This window comes from Pokkaliibacter plantistimulans (genome assembly GCF_003194385.1).
Taxonomy (GTDB): Bacteria; Pseudomonadota; Gammaproteobacteria; order Pseudomonadales; family Balneatricaceae; genus Pokkaliibacter; species Pokkaliibacter plantistimulans.
In genome coordinates, this window is the sequence record NZ_LAPT01000005.1 from 56,244 (window position 1) to 80,486 (window position 24,243).

At 52.9% G+C, this 24,243-nt stretch carries 23 protein-coding genes and 1 pseudogene; 17 read left to right on the top strand and 7 right to left on the bottom strand.

The features are described 5' to 3' along the window. Nucleotides 1-41: 41 nt before the first annotated feature. From frr to rpsB, 4 genes are all read right to left on the bottom strand, one after another. A complete protein-coding gene (gene frr, locus WH50_RS01880; protein WP_104156307.1) occupies nt 42-599 on the bottom strand; it encodes a ribosome recycling factor in 558 nt (185 codons plus the stop codon). Nucleotides 600-617: 18 nt separating this feature from the next. Beyond that, the gene (pyrH, locus tag WH50_RS01885; RefSeq protein WP_104156308.1) at nt 618-1,352 is read right to left on the bottom strand and encodes a UMP kinase; all 735 of its coding nucleotides are present in this window, start codon (nt 1,350-1,352) and stop codon (nt 618-620) included. Nucleotides 1,353-1,439: 87 nt separating this feature from the next. After that, a complete protein-coding gene (tsf, locus tag WH50_RS01890) occupies nt 1,440-2,300 on the bottom strand; it encodes a translation elongation factor Ts (protein ID WP_104156309.1) in 861 nt (286 codons plus the stop codon). A 94-nt stretch (nt 2,301-2,394) separates the two neighbouring features. Then, on the bottom strand, nt 2,395-3,141 hold the full coding sequence (gene rpsB / locus WH50_RS01895; protein ID WP_110185776.1) for a 30S ribosomal protein S2: 747 nt from the start codon (nt 3,139-3,141) through the stop codon (nt 2,395-2,397). Between the two features lie 324 nt (nt 3,142-3,465). Here rpsB and map point away from each other — a divergent pair, with 324 nt between their 5' ends. From map to WH50_RS01950, 11 genes and pseudogenes are all read left to right on the top strand, one after another. Then, complete coding sequence (map, locus tag WH50_RS01900) at nt 3,466-4,239, top strand: type I methionyl aminopeptidase (RefSeq protein WP_110185777.1); 774 nt, start codon at nt 3,466-3,468, stop codon at nt 4,237-4,239. A 19-nt stretch (nt 4,240-4,258) separates the two neighbouring features. Next, nucleotides 4,259-6,955 (top strand): [protein-PII] uridylyltransferase, encoded by a 2,697-nt coding sequence (locus tag WH50_RS01905; RefSeq protein ID WP_110185778.1) that lies wholly within the window; start codon nt 4,259-4,261, stop codon nt 6,953-6,955. A 5-nt stretch (nt 6,956-6,960) separates the two neighbouring features. Continuing rightward, nucleotides 6,961-8,163: a succinyldiaminopimelate transaminase gene (gene dapC / locus WH50_RS01910; protein WP_110185809.1), complete on the top strand. Its 1,203-nt coding sequence runs from the start codon at nt 6,961-6,963 to the stop codon at nt 8,161-8,163. A 42-nt stretch (nt 8,164-8,205) separates the two neighbouring features. After that, a complete protein-coding gene (locus WH50_RS01915) occupies nt 8,206-8,550 on the top strand; it encodes an ArsC family reductase (protein ID WP_110185779.1) in 345 nt (114 codons plus the stop codon). 60 nt (nt 8,551-8,610) lie between these two features. After that, the gene (gene dapD, locus WH50_RS01920) at nt 8,611-9,648 is read left to right on the top strand and encodes a 2,3,4,5-tetrahydropyridine-2,6-dicarboxylate N-succinyltransferase (RefSeq protein WP_110185780.1); all 1,038 of its coding nucleotides are present in this window, start codon (nt 8,611-8,613) and stop codon (nt 9,646-9,648) included. 122 nt (nt 9,649-9,770) lie between these two features. Beyond that, a pseudogene (locus WH50_RS01925) lies at nt 9,771-11,022 on the top strand (IS4 family transposase). A 158-nt stretch (nt 11,023-11,180) separates the two neighbouring features. Beyond that, the gene (locus tag WH50_RS01930; RefSeq protein ID WP_110185781.1) at nt 11,181-12,773 is read left to right on the top strand and encodes a methyl-accepting chemotaxis protein; all 1,593 of its coding nucleotides are present in this window, start codon (nt 11,181-11,183) and stop codon (nt 12,771-12,773) included. 86 nt (nt 12,774-12,859) lie between these two features. Beyond that, entirely contained in the window at nt 12,860-13,636 is a 777-nt protein-coding gene (locus WH50_RS01935; RefSeq protein WP_110185782.1) for an ATP-binding protein, read from the top strand. A gap of 3 nt (nt 13,637-13,639) precedes the next feature. Further along, nucleotides 13,640-14,776: a succinyl-diaminopimelate desuccinylase gene (gene dapE, locus WH50_RS01940; RefSeq protein ID WP_110185783.1), complete on the top strand. Its 1,137-nt coding sequence runs from the start codon at nt 13,640-13,642 to the stop codon at nt 14,774-14,776. Nucleotide 14,777: 1 nt separating this feature from the next. Further along, nucleotides 14,778-15,044, top strand: coding sequence for a hypothetical protein (locus WH50_RS01945; protein WP_110185784.1), 267 nt, complete (start codon nt 14,778-14,780; stop codon nt 15,042-15,044). 1 nt (nt 15,045) lies between these two features. Continuing rightward, nucleotides 15,046-15,411, top strand: coding sequence for a hypothetical protein (locus tag WH50_RS01950; protein ID WP_110185785.1), 366 nt, complete (start codon nt 15,046-15,048; stop codon nt 15,409-15,411). Between the two features lie 112 nt (nt 15,412-15,523). Here WH50_RS01950 and WH50_RS01955 read toward each other — a convergent pair whose 3' ends face one another. Then, nucleotides 15,524-15,958, bottom strand: a complete 435-nt coding sequence (locus WH50_RS01955; protein ID WP_110185786.1) for a DUF3010 family protein — start codon at nt 15,956-15,958, stop codon at nt 15,524-15,526. Nucleotides 15,959-16,272: 314 nt separating this feature from the next. Here WH50_RS01955 and WH50_RS01960 point away from each other — a divergent pair, with 314 nt between their 5' ends. After that, nucleotides 16,273-16,704 (top strand): acyl-CoA thioesterase, encoded by a 432-nt coding sequence (locus WH50_RS01960; RefSeq protein WP_207780134.1) that lies wholly within the window; start codon nt 16,273-16,275, stop codon nt 16,702-16,704. Between the two features lie 82 nt (nt 16,705-16,786). Here the strand turns inward: WH50_RS01960 and WH50_RS01965 are convergent, their stop codons facing one another. After that, a complete protein-coding gene (locus WH50_RS01965; protein WP_110185788.1) occupies nt 16,787-17,833 on the bottom strand; it encodes a helix-turn-helix domain-containing protein in 1,047 nt (348 codons plus the stop codon). A gap of 103 nt (nt 17,834-17,936) precedes the next feature. Beyond that, entirely contained in the window at nt 17,937-18,977 is a 1,041-nt protein-coding gene (rsmC, locus tag WH50_RS01970; RefSeq protein ID WP_110185789.1) for a 16S rRNA (guanine(1207)-N(2))-methyltransferase RsmC, read from the bottom strand. A 561-nt stretch (nt 18,978-19,538) separates the two neighbouring features. Here rsmC and WH50_RS01975 point away from each other — a divergent pair. From WH50_RS01975 to WH50_RS02000, 5 genes are all read left to right on the top strand, one after another. After that, the gene (locus WH50_RS01975) at nt 19,539-19,853 is read left to right on the top strand and encodes an EF-hand domain-containing protein (protein WP_133251214.1); all 315 of its coding nucleotides are present in this window, start codon (nt 19,539-19,541) and stop codon (nt 19,851-19,853) included. Nucleotides 19,854-20,427: 574 nt separating this feature from the next. Continuing rightward, a complete protein-coding gene (locus tag WH50_RS01985; RefSeq protein ID WP_110185792.1) occupies nt 20,428-20,646 on the top strand; it encodes an EF-hand domain-containing protein in 219 nt (72 codons plus the stop codon). 545 nt (nt 20,647-21,191) lie between these two features. After that, complete coding sequence (locus WH50_RS01990; protein ID WP_165838272.1) at nt 21,192-22,205, top strand: sensor histidine kinase; 1,014 nt, start codon at nt 21,192-21,194, stop codon at nt 22,203-22,205. Nucleotides 22,206-22,264: 59 nt separating this feature from the next. Continuing rightward, the gene (locus WH50_RS01995; protein ID WP_110185794.1) at nt 22,265-22,807 is read left to right on the top strand and encodes a hypothetical protein; all 543 of its coding nucleotides are present in this window, start codon (nt 22,265-22,267) and stop codon (nt 22,805-22,807) included. A gap of 103 nt (nt 22,808-22,910) precedes the next feature. After that, nucleotides 22,911-24,212 carry a sigma 54-interacting transcriptional regulator gene (locus WH50_RS02000; protein ID WP_279305896.1) on the top strand — a complete coding sequence of 434 codons (1,302 nt, stop codon included), beginning with the start codon at nt 22,911-22,913 and terminating at the stop codon, nt 24,210-24,212. The last annotated feature ends 31 nt before the right edge of the window (nt 24,213-24,243 follow it).

Here is a 24,243-nt window from a genome sequence, read left to right on the forward strand (position 1 = left end):
AGCGTTATGGGTTTGGGGCCAAGCGAGCTCGGCCCTCACCATCAGATCGCCATCAGATCCGCTTCTTTCGACTCGAGATGCTTATCAACATCAGCAATGTATTTGTCGGTCACTTTCTGGATAGCTTCCTCAGCACGACGCTGATCGTCTTCGGAGATTTCTTTCTCCTTGAGCAGATCCTTGATCATCCCATTGGCATCACGACGCACATTACGGATGGCGACACGTGCATTCTCTGCCTCCTGACGCGCCTGCTTGATGTAAGTCTTGCGCGTCTCTTCAGTCAATGGAGGCATAGGTACACGAATAACGTCACCCGTAGTATTCGGATTCAGCCCCAAATCGGAACGATAGATCGCCTTCTCGATTTCCGGGACCAGCTTTTTCTCCCATGGAGAGATCAGAAGGGTACGGGCATCTTCTACAATGACGTTAGCCACCTGGCTCAACGGGGTATCAACTCCGTAGTAACTGACTCGTACCACATCCAGAATCGCAGGTGTTGCACGCCCAGTGCGAATCTTGTTGAACTGGCCTTCTAACGACTCGATACTTTTCTGCATGCGCTGCTCAGCATCGCGTTTGATATCTTCAATCATTATGGTCTCCCGACTTGGTTAACGCGCCACACTGATAAGGGTGCCTTCAGGCCCCCCTGTCACAATGCTGGCCAACGCTCCAGGCTTGTTCATGTTAAATACCCGAACAGGCATGTTGTGATCGCGCGTCAAACAGATAGCTGTAAGATCCATCACGCCTAACTGACGCTCAAGAACTTCATCATAGGTGAGAAAATCGTATTTAGTAGCAGCTGGGTCTTTTACCGGATCAGCAGTATAGACACCATCAACCTTGGTTGCCTTCAATACCACATCTGCCTCAATTTCAATGCCACGTAAACAGGCAGCAGAGTCAGTGGTAAAAAACGGATTACCTGTACCAGCGGCAAATATAACCACATCTCCCTGTTTGAGGGCACGAATCGCGCCACGGCGATCATAATGATCGACCACACCACTCATAGGAATTGCAGACATGACTCGAGTAGCTATATTTGAACGCTCCAGGGCATCGCGCAGAGCCAGGGCATTCATCACTGTTGCCAGCATCCCCATATGATCACCGGTCACACGATCCATTCCGGCAGCATCCAATGCCGCACCACGGAACAAATTCCCGCCACCTACCACTAAGCCTACCTGAACGCCGATCCCGATTAACTGGCCAACTTCCAGCGCCATGCGATTAAGCACTTTAGGATCAATACCAAAGCTCTCATCCCCCATCAGGGCTTCTCCGGAAAGCTTCAGCAGAATACGTTTATATTTGGCTTGATTCTTTTCGGTGGCCATAAGGTCGAGCTCCAGAATACAGATATGTGGTATACACCATATAGACAAAACCGCCGACAACAGTCGGCGGTTTAAACAGAAGCTGAATTACTTCTTCAGCTGTTCAGCAACTTCCTGAGCGAAGTCTTTCTTTTCGACCTCGATACCGTCGCCTACTTCGAAACGCACAAAAGACACCACTTCAGCGCCAGCCTGTTTGGCCAGATCACCCACGGTGACTTCTGGGTTCTTAACGAAAGGCTGGTTGATCAGACTGCTTTCAGCCAAGAACTTCTGAATACGACCCTGCACCATTTTCTCAATGATTTCTGCAGGTTTGCCAGACTCCTGAGCCTGAGCGGTAAAGATTTCTTTCTCTTTCTCGATCAGCTCTTGAGGCATATCAGCAGGTTTGACGACCTGAGGATTGGAAGCAGCAACATGCATTGCTACGTCTTTTGCCAGCTCAGAGTTACCACCTTTCAGCGCAACCAGAACAGCGATACGGTTGTTGCTGTGAACATAGCTGCCAACCACATCAGATGCTACCTGCGCTGCGCGGCGCACACCGATGTTTTCGCCAATTTTCTGAACCAGAGCAGAACGATCGCTTTCCAGTTCACCTTCCATCAGTGCAGCCACATCAATCTGCTTATCACTGAAGGCTTTGCCCACAACCTTGGCTGCGAAGGCAGCGAAGTTGTCATCGCGAGCAACAAAGTCAGTCTCAGAGTTAACTTCAACTACTACAGCGTAAGTGTTGTCATCAGACTGTTTAACTACAACCACACCGTCAGCAGCAGTACGACCGGCTTTCTTGGCCGCTTTCAGGGAGCTGGACTTGCGCAGGTTGTCGATTGCCAGATCGATGTCGCCATTGGCCTCTACCAGTGCAGCCTTGCACTCCATCATGCCCAGGCCAGTGCGCTCACGCAGTTCTTTCACCAGAGAAGCAGAAATAGCTGCCATGTCGGATATCCTCTTAAAATGATCTTGAACGGGTATCAGCTTTCAAAAAAGGGGAGCACTGCTCCCCTTCTTCAACGTCAACTCAGTGAATTACTTACTGAGCTGCCGCTTCTGCGTCTTCGCTGACTTCAACGAATTCGCCTTTGTCGCCATCGGCGTTCTGCGCTACAGCTTCCAGTACGCTATCAGCCATTGACTTAGCGTAGATTTCAATTGCACGCAGGGCGTCATCGTTACCCGGAATTACGTAGTCAACGCCAGCAGGATCACTGTTGGTATCAACAACACCAATTACAGGGATACCCAGCTTGTTAGCTTCCAGAACGGCATTGCGCTCGTGCTCAACGTCGATAACGAACAGGGCATCAGGCAGACCACCCATATCCTTGATACCACCGATAGACAGCTCAAGCTTGTCCATTTCACGGGTACGCATCAGGACTTCTTTCTTGGTCAGCTTGTCGAAAGTACCGTCCTGTTTCTGTGCTTCAAGCTCACGGAAACGACGGATGGACTGACGGATGGTCTTGTAGTTGGTGAGCATGCCGCCCAACCAACGATGGTTTACGTAAGGCATACCGGCGCGGGTAGCTTCCTGCTTGATAACTTCAGCAGCTGCACGCTTGGTACCAACGAACAGGATCTTGTTCTTTTTACCAGCCATTTTGCCAACAACATCCAGCGCATCATTCAGCATGGGCAGAGTGTGCTCCAGGTTGATGATATGGATCTTATTGCGAGCCCCGTAGATGTATTTGCCCATCTTGGGGTTCCAGTAGCGAGTCTGGTGACCGAAGTGTACACCTGCTTTCAGCAGGTCGCGCATGGTAACTTTTGCCATGATTTTTCCTTTAGATGTTAGGGTTAGGCCTCCATGTACCCCAGTCTCCGACCCTTTTCAGGGCACCCTCGGATGCTGTGTCGGCACATGTGTGATTTAACACTGTTGATGTTTAAAATCGCTCCCGCAACATATGCATATCGGGGTTAGCCACTTTAAGCGCCGGTGTTATACCACAAAACCCTGTCCAGCAAAAGTTACACGGCAATTTTTCCCGTTGCTGCAATCTGTGTACAATGGCCAACGTCCTCAACTCCCTGCCCGATAGCCGCAGAATGCCATCGACACTGGGGAGTCTTTCGCTATGGAGCCAGACCCAGCCTCATGACTGTCAAGATCAAAACCCCGGAAGAAATCACCAAGATGCGTGTTGCCGGCCGCCTGGCCGCAGAAGTTCTGGAAATGATAGAACCCCACGTTCAGCCCGGAGTAACGACGGATGAATTAAACCGTATCTGTCATGACTATATTGTGAATGAGCAACAGGCCATTCCGGCTCCCCTGAATTACCACGGTTTCCCCAAATCCATCTGCACCTCTGTGAACCATGTTGTGTGCCATGGCATCCCCAATGACAAGCCCCTGAAGCAGGGTGACATCATTAATATCGATATCACTGTCATTAAAGATGGATACCACGGCGATACCAGTGCGATGTTTCACGTTGGCAAACCTATACCACACGCTCAGCGCCTGACTGATATCACCAAGGAATGTCTGTATATCGGTATTCGTCTGGTCAAACCCGGCGCACGTCTGGGCGATATTGGCCATGCCATTCAGCAGTACGCTGAAAGCAATCATTATTCCGTGGTACGAGAATACTGTGGCCACGGCATCGGGGCTGAATTCCACGAAGACCCACAGGTACTGCATTACGGCAAGCAAGGCACCGGGGTCGAACTCAAGCCTGGGATGATCTTTACCATCGAGCCAATGATTAATGCTGGAAAGCGTCATGTGAAGCTGTCAAAAAAGGACGGCTGGACGGTAGAAACCGTTGACCGCCGTTTATCCGCACAGTGGGAGCACACCCTGCTGGTGACCGACACCGGCGTGGAAATTCTGACCCTGCGCAAGGATGAAACCGGCATCTAAGCCTTTTTGGGAGACAACTATGGCTCTGCCTGTGGACAGTTATCCAGACGATACTGAGCTTTTCGATGTCGCTGCTTTCCGTGAGGATCTGGGACGTACCCGTCACAGTATTCCTCTGTTCAAGAAAGCCATTGAGCACGCCAAATCAACGCTGGACCACCGTTTTCGCGAACACCACAACATTCGTCGCCTGATCAACGGCAGAGCCTGGTTCATGGATCAGTTGTTACGCCAGGCGTGGGCCTGGCATCAACTGCCTGAAGACGATGACATCAGCCTGGTGGCGGTCGGGGGTTACGGTCGGGGCGAATTACACCCCTGCTCCGATATTGACCTGCTGGTGCTGATGGACGATGAGCTGTATGCCAGTAAGTATGAAGAGTCCCTTGCCGCCTTTCTGACCTTTCTATGGGATATCAAGCTGGCAGTAGGAAGTAGCGTTCGCACCGTGTCCGAATGCTACGAACAGGCCAGGGATGATCTGACCATAGCAACCAACCTGCTTGAAGCTCGTACACTGATTGGTCCAGCCAGTCTGCGAGTAGAAATGCAGGATAAGGTTACCTCTGAGGATGCCTGGTCATCGCGAGCCTTTTTCAAGGCCAAGTGCGAAGAGCAACGGGCTCGCTACGAAAAAACCCAGCAAACTGGCTACAATCTGGAGCCGAATATCAAGAACTCCCCCGGTGGCTTGAGAGATATCCAGACCATCGGCTGGGTAGTCAAGCGCCACTACGGCGCCGAGTCCCTGAGTGAGCTGGTCAGCCATGGCTTTCTGACCGTGAAGGAGCTGGAGAGCATCAACCAGGGCCTGGAGTATCTGTGGACTGTCCGCTATGCCCTGCACATGTTTACCGGTCGGGAGGAAGACCGCCTGCTGTTCGACTATCAGCAGACGCTGGCGACCTTTTTCGGTTATGAGAACGAACCCGGCTCACTGGCCATTGAGCAATTCATGTGCAAGTACTACCGGGTTGCAGGCTACTTCGCCGAACTGAATGACCTGTTGTTACAGCACTTTGAGGAAACCATCCTCACGCAGGAAGCAGAAGATACCGTCATCCCCCTCAACAACCGCTTTCAGATTCGCAATCAGTACCTCGAAGTTACCCACGACAAGATATTCCAGTATTACCCCTTTGCCATGATGGAGCTGTTTGTCTTGCGCGCCCAGCATCCGGAAGTGCAGGGGGTACGAGCAGCGACCATTCGTCTGCTGCGCCAGCACCGTCATCTCATTGATGACAAGTTCCGAGCCGACATCCGCAATACCAGCCTGTTCATGGAGCTATTACGCAGTCAGGAAGGCGTCTCCACGGAACTCAACCGCATGCGCCGCTATGGCATACTGGGCCGCTATATTCCCTCCTTTAACGATATTATTGGACGCATGCAGCACGACCTGTTTCATGTCTACACAGTCGATGCCCACACTATGAAAGTACTGCTGATGATGCGGCAGTTCCGTCATCCAGAAGTAGCAGACCGCTTCCCCATCGTATCCAGCCTGATTCACAAACTACCCAAGATTGAATTGCTCTATCTGGCCGGGCTTTTTCACGACATAGGCAAAGGCCGGGGCGGCGATCACTCGGAGCTGGGAGCGCAGGATGCACTGGCCTTCTGTCGTCGCCACAAGCTGCCCAAGTGGGACACCGCTCTGGTTGTCTGGCTGGTTCGCCATCATCTGCTGATGTCGATGACTGCGCAGCGCCGCGACATTTCCGACCCGGAAGTGATCAAGCATTTCGCCATGCAGGTACGTGACCCCATCTATCTGGACTACCTTTTTGTGCTGACCGTGGCTGACATTAACGCCACCAACCCCAATCTCTGGAACTCCTGGCGGGCCGCGTTATTACGCCAGCTTTTCTCCGATGCCAAGCACATGCTGCGCAAGGGGCTGGACGAGCCGATCAATATTTCTGAGCTGATTGAGGACATCCAGAAAGATGCCATGGAGGGACTGCAGCAGCAGGGACTGGATGAAGTCGCCGTCAATCGCCTGTGGCGTTTACTGCCCAATGAGTACTTCGTAAGGGAAAGTGTACGCGACATCATCTGGCACACAGAGGCCATCCTCAATCATCTGGACCAGACCCGGCCACTGATCCTCATTCGCGAAACCACCAGCCGGGCCCATGAAGGCGGCACACAGATATTTATCTACACCCTGGATCAGGACGACCTCTTTGCTGCAACCACTGCGGCACTGTCGCAACTGAATCTCAACATTCACGATGCACGCATCATCACTTCGCGTGATGGCTTCAGTCTGGATACCTTTATCGTCCTGAATGAGGACAACCAGTCTCTGGGCCATAACCCCCAGCGTATCAGCCAGATCAGGAGCTATCTGGAAGAAGTACTGTCAGCACCTGATGAGTTCCCTGATATCGTCCGCAAGCGTGTACCACGGCAGTTCAAGCATTTCACCATGCCGACCCAGGTGCACATCAGCGATGATGCCAACAACAAGCGGACGGTGCTGGAGGTCATATCTCCTGACCGCCCAGGCCTGCTGGCTACCCTCGGTAAAATTTTCTACGACTTCGACGTATTTGTGCAGACCGCTAAGATCGCCAGCATGGGCGAGCGTGTAGAAGACGTATTTTTTATTACCACGCAGGAAGGCAAGCCGCTGGAAGACCCCGCACAGCGCGATGCCCTGCGCGCCGCCATCTGTCAACAACTCGATGAACTGGCCCAGATCTGACCATGATGAATCCCCATCTCCAAGACCTTCAGCCTTATCCCTTTGAGCGCCTGGCAGCGCTCAAGGCCGGAACGACACCGCCCGCTCACCTGCGTCATATCGCACTGTCCATCGGTGAGCCCAAGCACGCCGCACCGGCGATGGTTGAACAGGCCATGATTAATGCCATTGGCGGGCTGTCTGTCTACCCTACCACCAAGGGGCTTCCAGAGCTGCGCCAGGCCATTGCCGGCTGGCTGCAACGTCGCTTCAAGCTGACTGAAGGCAGTCTGGACGCCGAACGTCATATTCTGCCCGTCAACGGCACGCGGGAAGCGCTGTTTGCCTTTGCCCAGGCGTGCATTGACAGCAGCCAGCCTGAACCCCTGGTACTCAGCCCCAATCCTTTCTACCAAATCTATGAAGGTGCAGCGTTCCTGGCTGGGGCAAAACCTTACTTCCTTAACTGCACCGCAGAAAACCAGTATCGCCCCGACTACGACGCCATTCCTGCAGAAATCTGGCAACGTTGCCAGCTGCTGTTTCTCTGCACCCCAGGCAACCCGACTGGCGCGGTAATGAAGCTGGAAGACTTTGCCCGCGTGCTGGAGCTGGCTGATCAGTATGATTTTGTCATCGCCTCGGATGAGTGCTATTCGGAAATCTACTTCGATGAGCAGCAGCCTCCGATGGGGTTACTGGAAGCCTGTGCCAAACTGGGCCGTCACGACTACAGCCGCTGTGCCGTTTTTCACAGTTTGTCCAAACGCTCCAATCTGCCAGGACTACGCTCCGGTTTCGTCGCCGGAGATGCCGAACTGATGACAGCTTTCCTTCGATACCGCACCTATCACGGCTGTGCAATGCCGGTACAAGTACAGCAGGCCAGCATCGCTGCCTGGGATGATGAGCAGCATGTCGAACAGAATCGCGACCTCTATCGCCGCAAATTTGACGCTGTGCTGGATATTCTCGGCGACGTGATGACAGTCAGTCGCCCAGACGCGGGTTTCTACTTGTGGCCGCAGGTAGCCGGTGGGGATGATGAAGCTTTTGCACGCGACTTGTTCAATGAGCAGCATGTCACTGTACTGCCTGGCCGCTATCTGTCTCGCGAAGCGGATGGTATACCCGGCGCAGGCCACGTACGTATGGCACTGGTGGCAACACTGGAAGAATGCGTGGAAGCGGCTCAGCGTATCCGCCGTTTCGTTGAGTCACGTCTCTAAAATAGCCAGCCACTGACAAGTGCCATGACACAGGACTTACCGATGATCACCCTGTACGGGATCAAAAACTGCGACACCATCAAGAAGGCTCGCAAATGGCTGGAAACCCAGCAGCTGGACTATCGCTTTCATGATTACCGGGTGGATGGCCTGACTCAGGAACAACTGACAAGCTGGTGTGATGAGCTGGGATGGCAAGCGCTGCTAAACACTCGTGGCACTACCTGGCGTGGGCTCAGTGACGAACAGAAAAACGATATGGATAACCAACGGGCGATTGCACTGATGCTGGAACAGCCTGCATTAATCAAACGCCCTCTGCTGGATACGGGCAGCAGCCGCCACCTCGGATTCAAAGAAGCAGACTACGCTCAGTGGCTGGGCTGAGTCAGCCGTCACTGAAGCCTTACCGTTTTTAATCACAATGACAGATATAGGAGATACACCATGAGCACATCCCACCTCGCCCTTGGGATTGGTATCGGCAGCCAGTCTCAGGCAGGAGCCTGGCTGGAAGTGTTCTACCCCTATCCCCTGCTGAATCCCACCGCTGCACTGGTGGATGTATTCAAGCACCAGCTGGGATACGAGGGTGGCAATCAGGTGATCGCTCTGGATAAGGACAGCATTCCAGCCCTGGCGACGGCCCTGACCCAGGCTGAATATGAGCAGCTGGCAGAACTGCTGGCCATCAGCCAGGATTCAGAACAGCCACTGGTAATCACTATTCTGGAAAGTGATACGGCCCCTGCCAGCCTGGCCGAGGTGTACCTGAAGCTGCATTTGCTGTCGAACCGTCTGGTCAAACCGCACCAGCTGAATCTGACTGGCATGTTTGGTCTACTGCCCAACATTGCCTGGACCAACCAGGGCCCGATCGCTCTGGACGAGCTGAATGATCGTCGTTTGCAGGCACGCCTGAAAGGTGAATGGCTGACGGTAGTCTCCGTCGATAAGTTCCCGCGCATGGCAGATTACGTCGTCCCTGCTGGCGTTCGTATCGGTGATGCAGACCGTATTCGTCTGGGTGCGCATCTGGGCGAGGGTACGACCGTGATGCATGAAGGCTTTGTCAATTTCAATGCGGGCACTCTCGGCACCAGCATGGTCGAAGGCCGTATTTCTGCAGGTGTGGTCGTTGGTAAGGGTTCGGATCTGGGTGGCGGCTGCTCCACCATGGGCACCCTGTCCGGCGGCAACAATGTGGTGATCTCTGTCGGTGAAAACTGCCTGCTAGGCGCCAATGCCGGTCTGGGCATCCCACTGGGTGATCGCTGCACTCTGGAAGCCGGCCTATATCTGACCGGCGGCTCGAAAGTCACTCTGCTGGATGACCAGGGCCAGGAAGTCAAAACCATCAAGGCGTCTGAACTGGCAGGGCAATCTGACCTGCTGTTCCGTCGCAACTCACAAACCGGCCGCATCGAGTGCAAGACCAACAAGTCAGCCATTGAGCTGAATGAAGCGCTGCACGCACACAACTGACCGGTATAGTAGACGCACCAAACGGGGCCAGACGGCCTAATGCCAATCAGTTAAGCCCAACAGCTTGACCTTTTGCGCCCTAAAACGAAAATCCGATGCTTGTTTTGAGCATCGGATTTTTTATGCGACTTTCCCGCGCCTTGGCACTGACTCACGAAGTGGCTTCTGCTACTCACTCCCTTGACGAGCTGGAGGCGCTGCTTGATCCAGAGCTGGTTAGCACCGCACTGGAAACGGCGGGAGTGGCGACTTTGCGTAAACGACGTCTCCCTCTTGAAGCCATGATCGGGTGCGTGATCGCCATGGCGTTGTTTCGCCGGATGTCAGCCTGGGATGCCGCGAGCCGTATGGACATCATGCTGCCAGGGCAAAGGCCATTGGTCGCGCCCAGTGCCATTGGGCAAGGTCGCCAGCGCTTGGGCAACGCTGCGGTGCGAGAAGTCTTTTCCCTGACTCAACAACGCTGGCATGCCAGCGCCAACCACCCCACGTGGGCCGGTTTGCGCCTGCTCAGATACCGGCTATCCCCAAGTTCGCATGGTCTGCCAGATGGAGCTGACCAGCCATATGCTGGTGAGTAGTGCTTTTGCCGGCTACCACAGCAACGAGATGAAACTGGCCGAACAACTGATCGACAGTACACCCGATCACTCGCTGACCTTGTTCGACCGTGGTTTCTATTCACTGGGGTTACTTCATCGCTGGCAACAGACAGGCACTCAGCGCCATTGGTTACTGCCGCTGCGCAAGGATGCTCAATACGAGGTGCTGCGTAAGTTAGGGCGCCACGATGCCATCGTCTCGCTAAAGACCTCGCCGCAGGCGCGTAAGCAATGGCCCGACCTGCCAGACACGCTACAGGCTCGGTTATTAAGCAAAACCATCAAGGGCAAAGTGCGGCAGGTACTGACCTCGATGATCGATCCTCTGCGCTTCCCACCCGACGACATCGTGGATCTGTACAGCCAGCGTTGGGAAATCGAACTGGGCTATCGAGAACTGAAGCAAGGCATGCTCGCGGGTCACTACACACTGCGTAGTAAGACGCCGGAAATGATTGAACAAGAACGGTGGGGCGTACTACTGGGGTACAACCTGCTGCGTTATCAAATGCTGGAAATGAGTCGCCACTGCCCTGGCATCTCCCCCTGTGAAATGAGCTTCACCGCTTGCACCTGGGCGATTCTGGGCTTCTTGAACGGGGTCTCTTTGAAGCATCCTGGCAACATCCCTCGCTACCTGGCCGAACTACAGGCTTCGGCCATGCACTACGTCCTGCCTCATCGACGCGAGGATCGCAGTTACCCGCGGGTGGTCAAGCCCAAGCCGTCCAAGTATCCGACCAGAAATAAAAATGCCAGTCAGCTTAACTGACTGGCATTAGCCAGACGGCCCCGTTTTTCTTTTCTCTTCCCAACACCTACCCGGCATCACAATGCCCGCCCTAGGTCTACTTTACAGTTTCTGCCATCTCTTTTAAGGTCACCATTTAGTGAACTCCATTCACAAAAACAACAATGAGATCGCTCTAGATGAAACTGGCACACAAGGTAGGTATTAGTTACTTGCTCATCGGCCTGACCCTGCTCACTGCCTGCGGTATCGGCATTTGGGTAGGCAGATCACTCAGTCAGGCGCTGGATTACGTTACTGGCCCTGCTCGCGACCATGCTGACCACCTCACTCAGGGCAGCCTCTCCATTCAACGGCAGACAATTGCTCTCTATCGACTGCTACTCGAACCTGACGACCCCGACGCACTGCAACAGCTGAAGGAGGCCAGCGACAGTGCAGAGCAGGCATTGAATGCGGTCTTTGCCAACGGCTTTCTCAGTCCTGATAAAGCCAAGCAGCTGGATAAACTGCTGACGACTTATCGCCACTCCCGAGATAGCTGGCTTGATCAGCGCTTTATGGGCGCCGTAGCGGATGGATTATTCAATGATTTGAGCGATCAGTCCCTGCATCTGCTGGGTGCACTAAATGCACTGCAACAGGACAGCCAGGCAAAGGTAAATGCCTACACATCTACCCTGCCGGGCATCAAAACTCTTAGCCAGTCCATTCTCTGGGGTAGCCTCCTGGCAGGTCTCGCCGTCATCCTTCTGAGTTACTGGTTTGTCACCTCCTCGGTAGTAAGGCCGGTATTACTGACCACCAGGGAGCTGCAAAAACTCAATACTGATGATGCAGACCTCACCATTGCCCTGGCGCCCAAGAGTAAGGATGAGGTCGGTCAGCTGGCCCTGGCATTCAATGGTTTCGTCAGCCGCATACATCAGCTGGTGAGCCATATGCAAACCACCATGACCGATGTGATAAGCGCGAATAGTGAAGTCAACGCTCATAGCGTGCAGACTCAGCAGCGGTTACTTGAACAGCATGCTTCCATCGCCGATGCGGCCCATGCCGTCGTTGAAATGAGTCAGGGTATTGAGCAGATCGCTAACAATACTGGTCAGGCTTCCGCAGCCGCAGACAGCGTCCGCACTGCGGCACGTCACGCCGAAAACCTCACACGACAGACAATTGTCACCATGCGTGAACTCGAAGTAGAAATTGAGACTGGTGAGAGCGTCAGTCAGCAGCTCTCCCGGGAAGGAGACAGCATCCGTTCCGTCCTTGATGTCATTCGTGGCATCGCCGAACAAACCAATCTGCTGGCATTGAACGCTGCCATTGAAGCAGCCAGAGCCGGAGAGTCCGGACGAGGCTTTGCGGTAGTTGCCGACGAAGTACGCACCCTCGCCAGCCGGACTGGGGACTCAACACAAGAGATCGAAGATATCATTCAGCGTTTGATAAAAGGCATGGAGGATACTCGTACCGCCATGGAGCGCAGCCGCAGCTGGGCACAAAAGGGCGTCAACAACGTGGATGATGGTGCTGGTGGATTAGGTGACATTTTGTCCAATGTGGAAAGCATTCACAGCATGAATGTGCAGATTGCCAGTGCGACCGACCAGCAGAATCAGGTCAGTCAGGCCATCAGCCAACGCCTGAGCCATATCCGTCAGTTATCAGAGCAGACTCAGGCCATGATGGAAGCTGCGCGCCATAAAGAGCAGACCGTCACCCAGAAACTGCGAGCGCTGGGAAGTGAACTCAATCAGTTTGTGACCTAGGACGCTGCATTCAAACCGGCTGGTAGGCCAAGCGACTGGCCTACCTCGGTTCAGCTCAGTATGATGGGGCGCTGAAGGAGAGCCCCATGTCATTCGTCAACTGGAAAACTACCTACGCGGCAGTATGGCGCGCCCACACTCATCAGTTGCGGCCCATCAGTCGGCTCGATCCTGTTCGTCTGACATCCTTGCTTGGCGTGGAACGTCAGAAGCAGGCACTTCTGAGCAATACTCAGCACTTTCTGCAAGGCCAGCCCAGTAACCATACGCTGCTATGGGGTTCCAGAGGGACCGGAAAATCTTCACTTATCAAAGCGTTACTTAACGAGCTGGCCCCACAGGGGCTCAGAATTGTTCAGGTCGACAAAGAGGACTTACTGTGGCTGCCGGAAATTCTTGATCTGCTGGAAGCCGAACCCTATCGCTTCATCATTTTCTGCGACGACATGTCATTTGAAGAAGGTGAAGTGGGCTACAAGCCACTGAAATCCATATTGGAAGGCGGGCTGGAACTCCCTCCTGAGCACGTGCGCATCTATGCCACGTCCAACCGACGTCACTTGTTGCCTGAACACATGTCAGATAATCAACAAACGCAGGTCGTGGATGGAGAGATCCACTACGCCGATGCAGTTGAAGACAAGATGGCCCTTTCAGACCGATTTGGCTTGTGGCTGTCCTTTTACCCAACCAGCTGGGACACCTACTTCACCATGGTTGATCAGCTGTTCGGGGACGTTAACACTGACCGATCAGCGCTGCACCAGGCAGCCCGCCTTTTTGCAATGGGGCGAGCCAGCCACAGTGGACGCACCGCCAAGCAGTTCTATCAACATTACCTCGCCACTCTGCAAGATAGTTGAGCAATGACCACACTCTCCCCCACTTTGACCCTGGCTGCCGAGCTGATCCGCCGCCCCTCCGTGACACCTGAAGACTTTGGCTGTCAGGAGCTGATGATTGAGCGCCTGCAGGCTCTGGGCTTCCAGATAGAACGTCTGCGTTTTGAAGATACCGATAACTTCTGGGCCCGCCGTGGCACGGAAGGCCCTCTACTGTGCTTTGCTGGCCATACCGATGTTGTTCCTACCGGACCACTGGAAAAATGGGACAGCCCGCCTTTCGAGCCCAGCTTCCGGGATGGCTATCTGTATGGCCGTGGCGCAGCCGACATGAAAGGCAGCCTGGCAGCCATGATCACAGCTGTTGAACGCTTTATCGATCACCATCCAGACCACAAAGGCTCTATTGCGTTCCTGATCACCAGCGATGAGGAAGGCCCTTTTATCAACGGCACGGTTCGAGTGATAGAAACCCTCGAAGCACGCCAGGAAAAGATCACCTGGTGCATAGTCGGCGAACCATCCAGTACAGAGAAGGTAGGTGACATCATCAAGAATGGCCGCCGCGGCTCTATCAGCGGCCATCTCCAGGTCAAAGGGATTCAGGGACATGTTGCCTACCCCCACCTGGTGGACAACCCCATTCACAAAGCAGCTCCTGCACTGGCTGAACTGGCACAAACCCGATGGGATAATGGTAATGCCTTCTTCCCTCCCACCAGTTTCCAGATTTCCAACATTCATGCTGGTACAGGCGCTACCAACGTGGTCCCCGGTGAAGTAGACGTCCAGTTTAACTTTCGCTTTTCCACTGAGAGCACAGCAGAACAGCTGCAACAGCGCACCGAGGCGGTGCTGAACAAACACAGTCTGGATTACCAGTTAAAGTGGACCCTTAGTGGTCACCCTTTCCTGACAGCTGAGGGTGATCTGGTTGCCGCCTGTGTCGAAAGTATCAAAGCTGTTGCTGGCTATGACACCGAGCTATCCACTTCAGGCGGTACCTCTGACGGCCGTTTCATAGCACCAACGGGGGCTCAGGTTGTCGAACTCGGCCCGGTCAATGCCACCATTCACAAGATCAATGAATGTGTTCGCAGCAAGGACCTCGATACGCTGTCTGACCTGTATGAGAATATTATGGCGCGGCTTTTAAGCTGATATGGCCATACTGGCTTCCTGGCTCGACGCCATCAGGGCACGCAGTGAACAGCCATTGCGCTACCTGATCAGAATGCTGGTCGGAGCCCTGCTATTCTTTCCCGGGGTCGCTATACATATCGTGGCCCCCTGGTTCCACCTGCCACCTCAGACAGAGTACTGGGTAGGCACGGTGGGCATTGCCGCCGCAGTCATCGGAGGGCTGATCGCTTTGAGTGGCTACCTGATGATTTTGCTGATTTGGCTAGTACGCTTCCTGGACACCTGATATGCCCCGACATCCTGACATAGAAATCTATGTAAAAAATGCCTCCGTTGAGAGCATCCGCTCCTGGCTGGAACAGTGCTTTGGCGAGCTGCCGCCGTTTAAGAAACGTGGTGACAGTCAGCAGGCCAAGGTTCAGGGAATTCCGATCGTGATTGTAGAACGGGCAGCTGGTAAGGAGTTCACCAGCATTTGGTTTGACTCGGCAGCCACTCCCTGGGAAACCGATCTGGATTGCGCCAAAGAAGCCAGCAAGATGCTGTCCTGCCAGGTGCGCTGTATTCGCAGTGGCTGGGAAGAGCAGCAAGATCCGGATGAATGGTGGAAGGTGGACGGTGATGAAGTCACAGCCATCCTCTGGAAAGGCTAATCGACGAGTTATCCCCACTTAGGGTTGATAGTCTTGTGGAAAAGCTCAGGAAAAAGCCTGAAAGCCACGTGGCATCAGGCTTTCCACTGCTGACCGAGAAATACTCAATGTATTACTCAGTACCTGCCAGCTGCTTGTTCAGCCAAGTATAGGCGGCAAGAAACGCTTCTTTTTGAAAGCGCTTGACCCCAATATCCTGTTCATTTACCGGAAAGCGACTTAAAACACTCTTGATGTCACTGGGTTCCAACAGCGTTGAGTTCAAATTTTCAATCAGCTGAATAGCCGTTTCCATTTTAAAAGTCGCCCCCTCTCCAGCAAAACGTCCCTTGTGTGGACGACTGATCATGGCGACATGATCGACCTTGTAATCCTCAATCAGCTTGGCAAAGGTGAACTGGAAATGACGGATCCCCTCGGCGTTGGCATCATCTTTGAGCGTGATACGATTGGTACGGCAGGGTAACCAGTGAAACAGTCCACGGTCACGCTCTAGCAGTGCCACAATGGCCTCACCACCTTTAAACTCAACTCCACAAACGCGCATAAGCACCTCTTCCAGAATAAGGCGTTCATTCTACTGATATCCGTCTCAGACCTCACCTGCACTGCCATCTTATCCACAGAAAATCTGGACAACCCTGTGAACAAGACAGCAATAGCGAGCAGAACATCTAGATTCCGGTTGTTCTGCAAGGCAGGAATACTTTAGTCTAAGCCGCGCAAAATCGGGCTAATGCAGCACCCTGAGCAGCATCTGTACAGACACGTTGTCTGAGTGCTGCTTTTTCAACCATCTTCAAGCCTGACAATACGAAGCACCTCTACCAACTCGAATAGTTCTATAAACATAAGGTAAGAATGATGGTTACGCCTCACTACATGATCACCACAAGCGTACGCGACTATGAATGCGACATGCAGGGCATAGTGAACAACGCCGTTTATCAGAACTATATGGAGCACTGCCGCCATGAGTTCATCAAGCAAATAGGTTTAGACTTCGCAGAACTGACCCGTGCAGGTATTCATGTTGTTGTTGCTCGTGCCGAGCTGGACTATCTGGCCCCGCTTAGCAGTGGGGACGAGTTCACGGTTGTACTCAGGGTTGCGCGCCAAGGCAGGATTCGAGTCATCTTCGAGCAAGCAATTCTTCGTACTTCTGACAATAAACTGATGGTAAAAGGCCGCTTCACCTGTGCAGCCATGACAGCCAATGGACGCCCTTGCAGAGACACCACGCTACTGACTCCTCTGCTAGCGATTGCGGACGATGTAAATGATGCAAACTAAATCTCCCGCACAGCAGAAAGGGCGCCTGAGCGCCCCTCCTTTCTTAGTTCAGCTTGCTGAACGCAGATCTCAAACAGCTACATCAGGACATCGCTTCCATCACATCAACCTGCTGCCCACGAGCAGGAGTCCACTTACGTCTTAACTCCCGCGGACTCATATCCATCCATGCCCGCGTAAATCGGCTCAGGCCATTCTGACTTTGAAATCCTAACTGGCTGCTCACCTTGATAAGAGGGATGTCCGGATTGGTGAATAACACTCGGGCACGATGGCGACGCACGTTTTCCAGCAAATCCTGAAACAACAGGTCTTCTTCTGACAACTTGCGCTGCAATGAACGGGGACTCATGTACAGCTGCGCCGCAACATACTCCAGAGTTACCTTCTTCTGCCCCAAGCCTTTAGCAATGATTAGCTTGACCTTCTGCCCCAGCGCCACGGGCGAGGAGTCTGAAATGAACCGCCGGAGCTCCTCACCCTGCCCTTCAATGTAGGAATACAGTGGCTTGGTCGCCTCCTCCACACTGTAGCGCAGTGCTATCCGAAAACCATCGGCAATAACAGGAGCAGCAAAAAACTCCTCATAGCGAGGGAACATAACCTTGTTGTAATGGACAACCTGAATAGGCTTGATAGGTGAGGCAGTCACAAACCGGCTCAAGGTAACAATGGTAGACAGATTAGCGTCCACCAAGGCAGCAGAAATGCTGTCAAAATCCTGGTTGGGCACCAAGCCAATTTCTACATAGTCTGCAGTCTGCTCGATCACCACCTCACCCAGATTACAGATACGATGAAAATTGTCACCATAGGCCTGCAATGCCTTGAGCAGATTGGACTGGGACAACACTTCCAAAGACAGACTGTTGAAGCTCATGGGATGAAGATGGAGTCCCACCAACAGACCGAAGTCAGGATGAGTTTTTTCTACTTCCTTGCATAACAGCCTCAACCGTTCAGCATCCATCACTGCGGTTGGGCAACTGAGATCCTCTTCTTTCAGTTGGAAACGAGCAAAGAGTTCACTGGCATTTATCCCCAGGCTTAACAGTGTTCTGAATACACATGCAACCCAGGCTGAATTCACATATTCACGCATAGTTATTTGCCTAACTGTAAAATTCATCTTAGGCCAAATGTTGAGCCTTTCCTGGCGACCAGCCTCGTTACTTGATATCCCATTGTTCTTCCCTGAACGCTGTCTAACACCGCAACATTGGCGTCAACTGCTACCCCCTAGCTGAATACACCTTGAACTTCGTTGTTTCAGCCACAACGGCAACACGCTTGAACTGCTCCTGCAACCATCCTTCATAGGGAAGATGCGCGTTGGCGACCACTTCAAGCCAGCCGTCATACACGATCTTTTTTCGAGCCTGTGCAATCAGTTCGGTCACTGCCCGATAATCCGTCTTGATTCCCGTGTGAAACGGTGGATTACTCAGTACCACTTTGAATCGCCCCTCGATATCCGACCACGCATTGCTCGGATACACCAGCGCTTCTATGCCATTTTGAGCCAGTGTGCGCTTGGCGCTTTCCAATGCCAAGGCACTCACATCAATTAATTCGACATCCAGCTGCGGATTTCGTCGTTTTGCAACTGCCCCAATAATGCCTGCTCCGCAGCCAAAGTCCAGAACACGACCTTGCTCAGGCAACTTCATATTGGGCAGTAATAATGCTGTACCCTCGTCTAATTCACCAAGACTGAATACGCCCGGTAGACTTACAACCTGCAATTCGGTGTCGTCCAGGACAACACTTGAATAATGCAACCAAGTCTCGATATCAAAAACAGGAAACGCCCGATCCACTGTTACTCTGTATAGAGTACAGCGTCGCGCGTTGTCCAGTTTACTTAGCTCGATTTCATGGTCCTCGAGGAGGATCTTAGCCGCACTTTTCACGCCTTCCTGATGTTCTCCCACGATCCAGAGCTGCCGTCCTGTCTCCATATGACTTAACAGCATGCTTAACAGCATACGTGCTAGTTCTTTTGACTTGGGCCAATACAACAAAACATCAGCATTGTCTGGCAGCTCATTAACAACAGCAGCAAAATGGCTTTGAAAGCCTGCCAGCCGCAATTCGCTATGAACGCGAAAATCCTGCGAGAAAAAATGCAGAACCGTATCTGCGCTCCATTGTTGCCATACTCCTATCTCTGGAGCATTGACCACCAGCAGTGATGATGACGCTTCGAATACAGAAAGATTGCGAGAGATAACCTGGCTCACGGGCAACCAGGTACTTGCAGCTGAGTTCATTCAGTTTCCTGTCAACGGGGATAGCTTAATTGACAGCTGGTGAAGTCCATCAAAATAACCTCACCCGCTGCCTGAGCAGTATAACGGCGATACCTTGCATGTGCTGAATTTATGACTAGTCGCTTTTAGCGGCGTGTCGCCATTTAATGACACTTTAAATGGCAGAAACTACTGGTCGTCGCAAATCAGCAACAACAGCAAAACCTCGTTGTTATTGCGACTAACTGAAATTATCAACATCCTTCAGTTAAAGATGTCTCTATTTAGCGACACTTTCAGACCTCATCAGGAGGAATAACTTTCTCTCTCCTACTAAATCACACAAATAAAACATCTAAATCGTTGTTTTTATTGTGCTTTTAAAAAGATGGCACGAGGTTTGAAATATACCCTGTGACGCAACCGCAAATGCGGTGCTGGGCAAGAAGGCTTCATCCTAAACCGACTGCCACAGCCACCCCGGAAGCCTTTTTGTCCAGCAGCGTCACACATTCTGCGATCATGCCTGTCGGCGAGCACTTATACAAAAGTAGCTCCTGCTCTGAGTGAGTCGGCAAGAGCGTGACAAGCAATGAACATTTGAAAGAACGTGAGAACTGCGCCATGACACGCACAGGTATTTATACAGGTGTTGGTATCCATCTGGTGGTTCTGGTCGCACTGCTGCTTCTGTTAATACCGTTTCGTCAGTCAGATGCCAGCACCGTGATTGAAGATCTCTTTTACCAGCTGGATAGTAATCACGATGAACAGTTACAGCCAGCAGAGGCTGCACAGCTGCCGGGTCTGAAAGCGGCGTTCTCACAACTGGACAAAGACAACAGTAAAACCCTGGACCTTAGCGAGTTCAAGCAACTCAAGCAGCTTCGGTCTTGAGCGCAAAAGTGTTTTGACAAGTACTCCAGCCAGGGTTGGCACGAGTGTCAAATGATCCCACAGGAATGTGAGATCAGGCAGGAAGCCCAAACAGGGATGGATCTGACCTACGATTGTTCAGGACGTAAACAAGGAGAGACAAGCTCATCGTAGTGCTCACGTATTTGCTACGTCTGGATGCAGGATGCAGCGCCTCTGCATGAGGTGAGGAAAAGGACAGGCATTTCCAATAAGGGAGCTCAGAGCAATGGATTGTCAGCACTGGTTTCTGTCAGGGAAGTAAAAGCCAGTTGCGAGCAGGAGGTGATATTCATCCAACATCACCAGCAGTTCACGGACGAACAGGTCAGGATGACCGCGTCAAGGATGTAGAGATCCAAGAAGGATCAGACCAGCCGCTATGGATAGAGGCTGGTTGGCATCTCCAGCAAGGTGTCCGGCCGCAATGCGTATTGCTTTCCCCTTCAGGATGAAAATGCATTACGTATGGCCGGGTTGCCTTTTTGTCATGTATTACGACTCCTGGCAGTCGTGACAGAAAGCAGTAGAACCTCAGCTAAAGGACCCTGCACAGATGAAGAAAATCAGTCTGCTTGCCTTGTGTCTGGTGGTTTCCGGTACGGCTAATGCCCTTGGAAACGAGGCATTCAATCAGGTCGATGAAGACCAGAACGGAACCATCAGTGTCAGCGAGGCCCAAATCAACGAAGCCCTCAGCCTCCAATTCGCCGAGCTGGATGTAAATCAAGACGGTGTTTTGAGTGCTGAAGAGTTTGCCAACTTTCAAAGTTAAGACTGCTTCGTACTCCTTATGGGTAAGAGCCACGATCTTAACCGACCATTGTCATTTTCATCATGCTGACTAAGCTAAGGCATCCTCCCCGTCTCCTCACAGTGAACTTTCGCCCCTCGATGCCTGCCACGTCCACTATTAGCCGTCACTGGCGCCCAAGAACACTACTCCAGCTCGTGTTGCTGGGTTTTGTATTGGTTACAGCACCTCTCCTGTACTTGATCTATGAAACCACCCACTCATTAGACACTGTTGCCAGTCGGATGCAGCAGTACAGTCAGGAAGCATTGTCGACGACTCAAAGGGGTCAACAACTGGTCAGCCTCTCCATCGAATTGGAGCGCACGGCACGACAGTTCCAGGTCGTCCGAGCCGATAGCTTACACACCTTGTTTTCACAACAACTGGACCGCTTCAGGAACTTGCTGGAGCTACAACATCAGCAGGCAGATATTGGCGGCCTCTACCAGGAACTGGAACAACTGCTTGTCCCATTGCCTGACCTCGTGAGTGGCCAGGATACTGCCAGTGAGCTTGATACTGTCTTGACCCAGATTGATAGCAAGACTGAACAGCTACGCGACAGCGTGGACAAACTGGTTAATCAGCGTCTCGATGAGCTTAACCACTTCAACGAAGACACCCGCACTCACCTGCTGCTTTCCTCAACCCTTCTACTCGCCCTCAGCTTGGTGCTGATGATCATGAGTGGTCTGGTCATTACCCGCCCTGTTCGCCGTCTGGAGAAAATGATCACACTGCTGGGAGAAGGTAAGGCACTTCCTTCCAATCGGATTGGAGGTCCGGCAGAGCTGGCTAATCTTGGCGGCAAACTGCACTGGCTGGATCAGCAACTCGCATCTCTCGAACAGCAGAAAAAGCAATTTCTGCGACACATGTCACACGAACTCAAAACGCCACTTGCCAGCCTGCGCGAAGGCGCTGATCTATTGGGGGAAGGTGTACTGGGAGAGCTCAACACCTCGCAGCAGGAGGTTGTGGAGCTGATGCAATATAACAGCCAGCAACTACAGCGTCTGATAGAGCAACTGCTGGACTACAACATGCTCCATCAGAATTTGCCAATGGCAGTGAGTGCATGTGAACTGCCCACTCTCATCAAGGAAGTAGTCACACTGCATCAGCTGAGCGTGCAACAGAAGCAGATCCACCTGCAAACCCAGGGTGATGCTCTGAGCTGGCCAGTCGACAGGCACAAGTTGCAACGCTGCCTCGACAATCTGATTTCCAATGCCATCAACTATGGCGCACGGGAAGGTCAGATATTGGTTGCCTGGCAAACTCTCAACAACCGACTGATCATTGATGTCGCCAATACCGGGCAGACCATTGCGGCTGCGGAACGAGTTCGTATCTTTGAGCCCTTCTATCAGGGGCAGTCTCAACGCCTGGGTCCGTTGAAAGGTTCAGGGATCGGTTTGAGTGTCGCCAGAGACTGCATAGAAGCTCACGGCGGCAGCCTTACCTTGCACGATCTCCATGGCTTTGATGTATGCTTCCGTATCGAACTGCCAGAGTCTGAACACCTCGCGGTGTAATCTTCCTGACCGGCCCTGCGGCCGCTCCTCTCGGACTCAGCCCAGCAATGGACTAGACCATGATTAACAAAGCCATCCCTCTGGTACTGAGCATGTTTGTGCTTGGTGGATGCCAGACCCTGCAACAGAACACGGCCAGTAGTGGTAGTGGCTGCCGATTAAGCGGTGCCGGAAGCAGCTGTGCAGCACAGGAAGTACAGCAACTGCTGCACATTCAACGCCAGCTCAATGCAATGACGTATGTCGAAAGAGAACGCTGGCTAAAGAAACAGGGCCAGAAACAGCCCTGGCCAGCGCCTGTACTGGCAGTTGTTGCCTACACTTCAACTGATGCTACGCTGGAGCAGCGACAAAAGGTCGCTGGCCTGATGCAAAAGCTGTCCCCGAATCTGAGCTATGACAGCCGCAGCCTGCTGAATCTGATGAGCGAGAGTAATCAGCAGCAGCTTGCATTGATCAGAATGCTGCAGAAGAGCCAGAAAAATAATGATCAGCTACAAAGCCAGATATCGGATCTTGAAGGCAAGATCAAAGCCCTTACTGCAATCGAGGAAAAACTGGCTCCCAATGAAGCCGTTGGCAGTGGCAATACCAAGCCCTGACAGCCCGCGCCATAACACTACTCATTTCGACACTTAACTCATGAGCCTGAACGGACCAATACTTCTCGTCGACGACGACCCCAGCCTGCTTAAGCTGCTCACAATGCGCCTTAATGCCAGTGGCTACGAGGTGATCAGCACCGAGCACCCTACGGAGGTCATGGGGCTGATTGAAAGCCGCCATCCACAGGTGGTGATTTCCGATCTGAAGATGGATGAGATGGATGGCCTGACCCTGTTTGGCCATATTCAAAAACGCCACCCCACGCTTCCCGTAATATTATTGACCGCCCATGGATCCATTCCAGAGGCTGTCAGTGCAACCCAGCAAGGCGTATTCAGCTTCCTGACCAAACCCATTGATAAGAACGCCCTGCTGGAAACCCTTGAGAAAGCTTGTTCCCATTACAGCACCCCCGACGCCAGCGAAACCTGGCGTGCAGCCATCATCACGCAAAGTCCACTGATGGAAACACTGCTGGAGCAGGCAAAACGGGTAGCAGAGGCAGATGTCAGTATTTTAGTCAGTGGCGCCAGCGGTACCGGGAAGGAGTTGATGGCGCAAGCCATTCATCTGGCCAGCCCCCGTAACAAGAAACCCTTCATCGCGATCAACTGCGGTGCCTTACCTGAACAGCTGCTGGAGTCGGAACTCTTCGGCCACGTGAAGGGCGCCTTTACCGGCGCCGTTACCCATCATGAAGGGCTGTTTCAGGCTGCTCATGGTGGCACGCTGTTTCTGGATGAAATAGGCGACATGCCCTATCCGCTGCAGGTCAAACTGCTTCGCGCCCTGCAGGAACGGCAAATCCGCCCGCTGGGCAGCACCAAAGCCGTCGATATAGACGTCCGCATAGTGTCTGCCACCCATCGCAACCTTAAGGCAGCCATCGAAGCCAAGGAGTTCCGCGAAGACCTGTTCTATCGGCTCAATGTCGTCAATCTGCGGCTGCCATCGCTACGTGAACGAGCGGAAGATATCCCGTTACTTGCCCGCTACCTGCTGCAACGAGCAGCCAGCGGCCACAGAAGTTACGTCAAAGGCTTCTCTCCCGACGCCCTGGCCCTGTTGAGCTGTGCCTCCTGGCCCGGCAACGTACGGCAGCTGGTCAATGTCGTTGAACAGTGCGTCGCCCTGACCTCTACACCGATGATTACCGAGGGGCTGGTTTCTCAGGCGTTAGCCGAGCAGGCCGAGAGTTTCCCTTCATTCATCGAGGCAAGAAATCAGTTCGAGCGTAACTATCTCATCAAGGTGCTGAAGCTGACCGAAGGCTCGGCCAGCCAGGCAGCCAAAATTGCACAACGCAATCGCACTGACTTCTACAAACTACTGGCACGTCATAATCTGGAGCCTGCCGACTTCAAGCCGGGCGGAAGCCAGCATCAGCCATTGCCGGACTAGTCAGGAGGAGCGGAAAACAAGGAACATCAGC

Bases quoted from the DNA above. Each gene is read 5' to 3' on its own strand.
- WH50_RS01955 (WP_110185786.1), bottom strand. From the start codon at position 15,958: ATGCGCGTTTGTGGAGTTGAGTTTAAAGGTGGTGAGGCCATTGTGGCA.
- WH50_RS01950 (WP_110185785.1), top strand. From the start codon at position 15,046: ATGCCCCGACATCCTGACATAGAAATCTATGTAAAAAATGCCTCCGTT.
- WH50_RS01995 (WP_110185794.1), top strand. From the start codon at position 22,265: ATGATTAACAAAGCCATCCCTCTGGTACTGAGCATGTTTGTGCTTGGT.
- dapD (WP_110185780.1), top strand. From the start codon at position 8,611: ATGAGCACATCCCACCTCGCCCTTGGGATTGGTATCGGCAGCCAGTCT.
- WH50_RS01945 (WP_110185784.1), top strand. From the start codon at position 14,778: ATGGCCATACTGGCTTCCTGGCTCGACGCCATCAGGGCACGCAGTGAA.
- WH50_RS01905 (WP_110185778.1), top strand. From the start codon at position 4,259: ATGGCTCTGCCTGTGGACAGTTATCCAGACGATACTGAGCTTTTCGAT.
- WH50_RS01960 (WP_207780134.1), top strand. From the start codon at position 16,273: ATGATGGTTACGCCTCACTACATGATCACCACAAGCGTACGCGACTAT.
- rpsB (WP_110185776.1), bottom strand. From the start codon at position 3,141: ATGGCAAAAGTTACCATGCGCGACCTGCTGAAAGCAGGTGTACACTTC.
- pyrH (WP_104156308.1), bottom strand. From the start codon at position 1,352: ATGGCCACCGAAAAGAATCAAGCCAAATATAAACGTATTCTGCTGAAG.
- tsf (WP_104156309.1), bottom strand. From the start codon at position 2,300: ATGGCAGCTATTTCTGCTTCTCTGGTGAAAGAACTGCGTGAGCGCACT.
- WH50_RS01930 (WP_110185781.1), top strand. From the start codon at position 11,181: ATGAAACTGGCACACAAGGTAGGTATTAGTTACTTGCTCATCGGCCTG.
- map (WP_110185777.1), top strand. From the start codon at position 3,466: ATGACTGTCAAGATCAAAACCCCGGAAGAAATCACCAAGATGCGTGTT.
- dapC (WP_110185809.1), top strand. From the start codon at position 6,961: ATGAATCCCCATCTCCAAGACCTTCAGCCTTATCCCTTTGAGCGCCTG.
- dapE (WP_110185783.1), top strand. From the start codon at position 13,640: ATGACCACACTCTCCCCCACTTTGACCCTGGCTGCCGAGCTGATCCGC.
- WH50_RS01965 (WP_110185788.1), bottom strand. From the start codon at position 17,833: ATGAATTTTACAGTTAGGCAAATAACTATGCGTGAATATGTGAATTCA.
- WH50_RS01915 (WP_110185779.1), top strand. From the start codon at position 8,206: ATGATCACCCTGTACGGGATCAAAAACTGCGACACCATCAAGAAGGCT.
- WH50_RS02000 (WP_279305896.1), top strand. From the start codon at position 22,911: ATGCGCCTTAATGCCAGTGGCTACGAGGTGATCAGCACCGAGCACCCT.
- WH50_RS01985 (WP_110185792.1), top strand. From the start codon at position 20,428: ATGAAGAAAATCAGTCTGCTTGCCTTGTGTCTGGTGGTTTCCGGTACG.
- rsmC (WP_110185789.1), bottom strand. From the start codon at position 18,977: ATGAACTCAGCTGCAAGTACCTGGTTGCCCGTGAGCCAGGTTATCTCT.
- frr (WP_104156307.1), bottom strand. From the start codon at position 599: ATGATTGAAGATATCAAACGCGATGCTGAGCAGCGCATGCAGAAAAGT.
- WH50_RS01935 (WP_110185782.1), top strand. From the start codon at position 12,860: ATGTCATTCGTCAACTGGAAAACTACCTACGCGGCAGTATGGCGCGCC.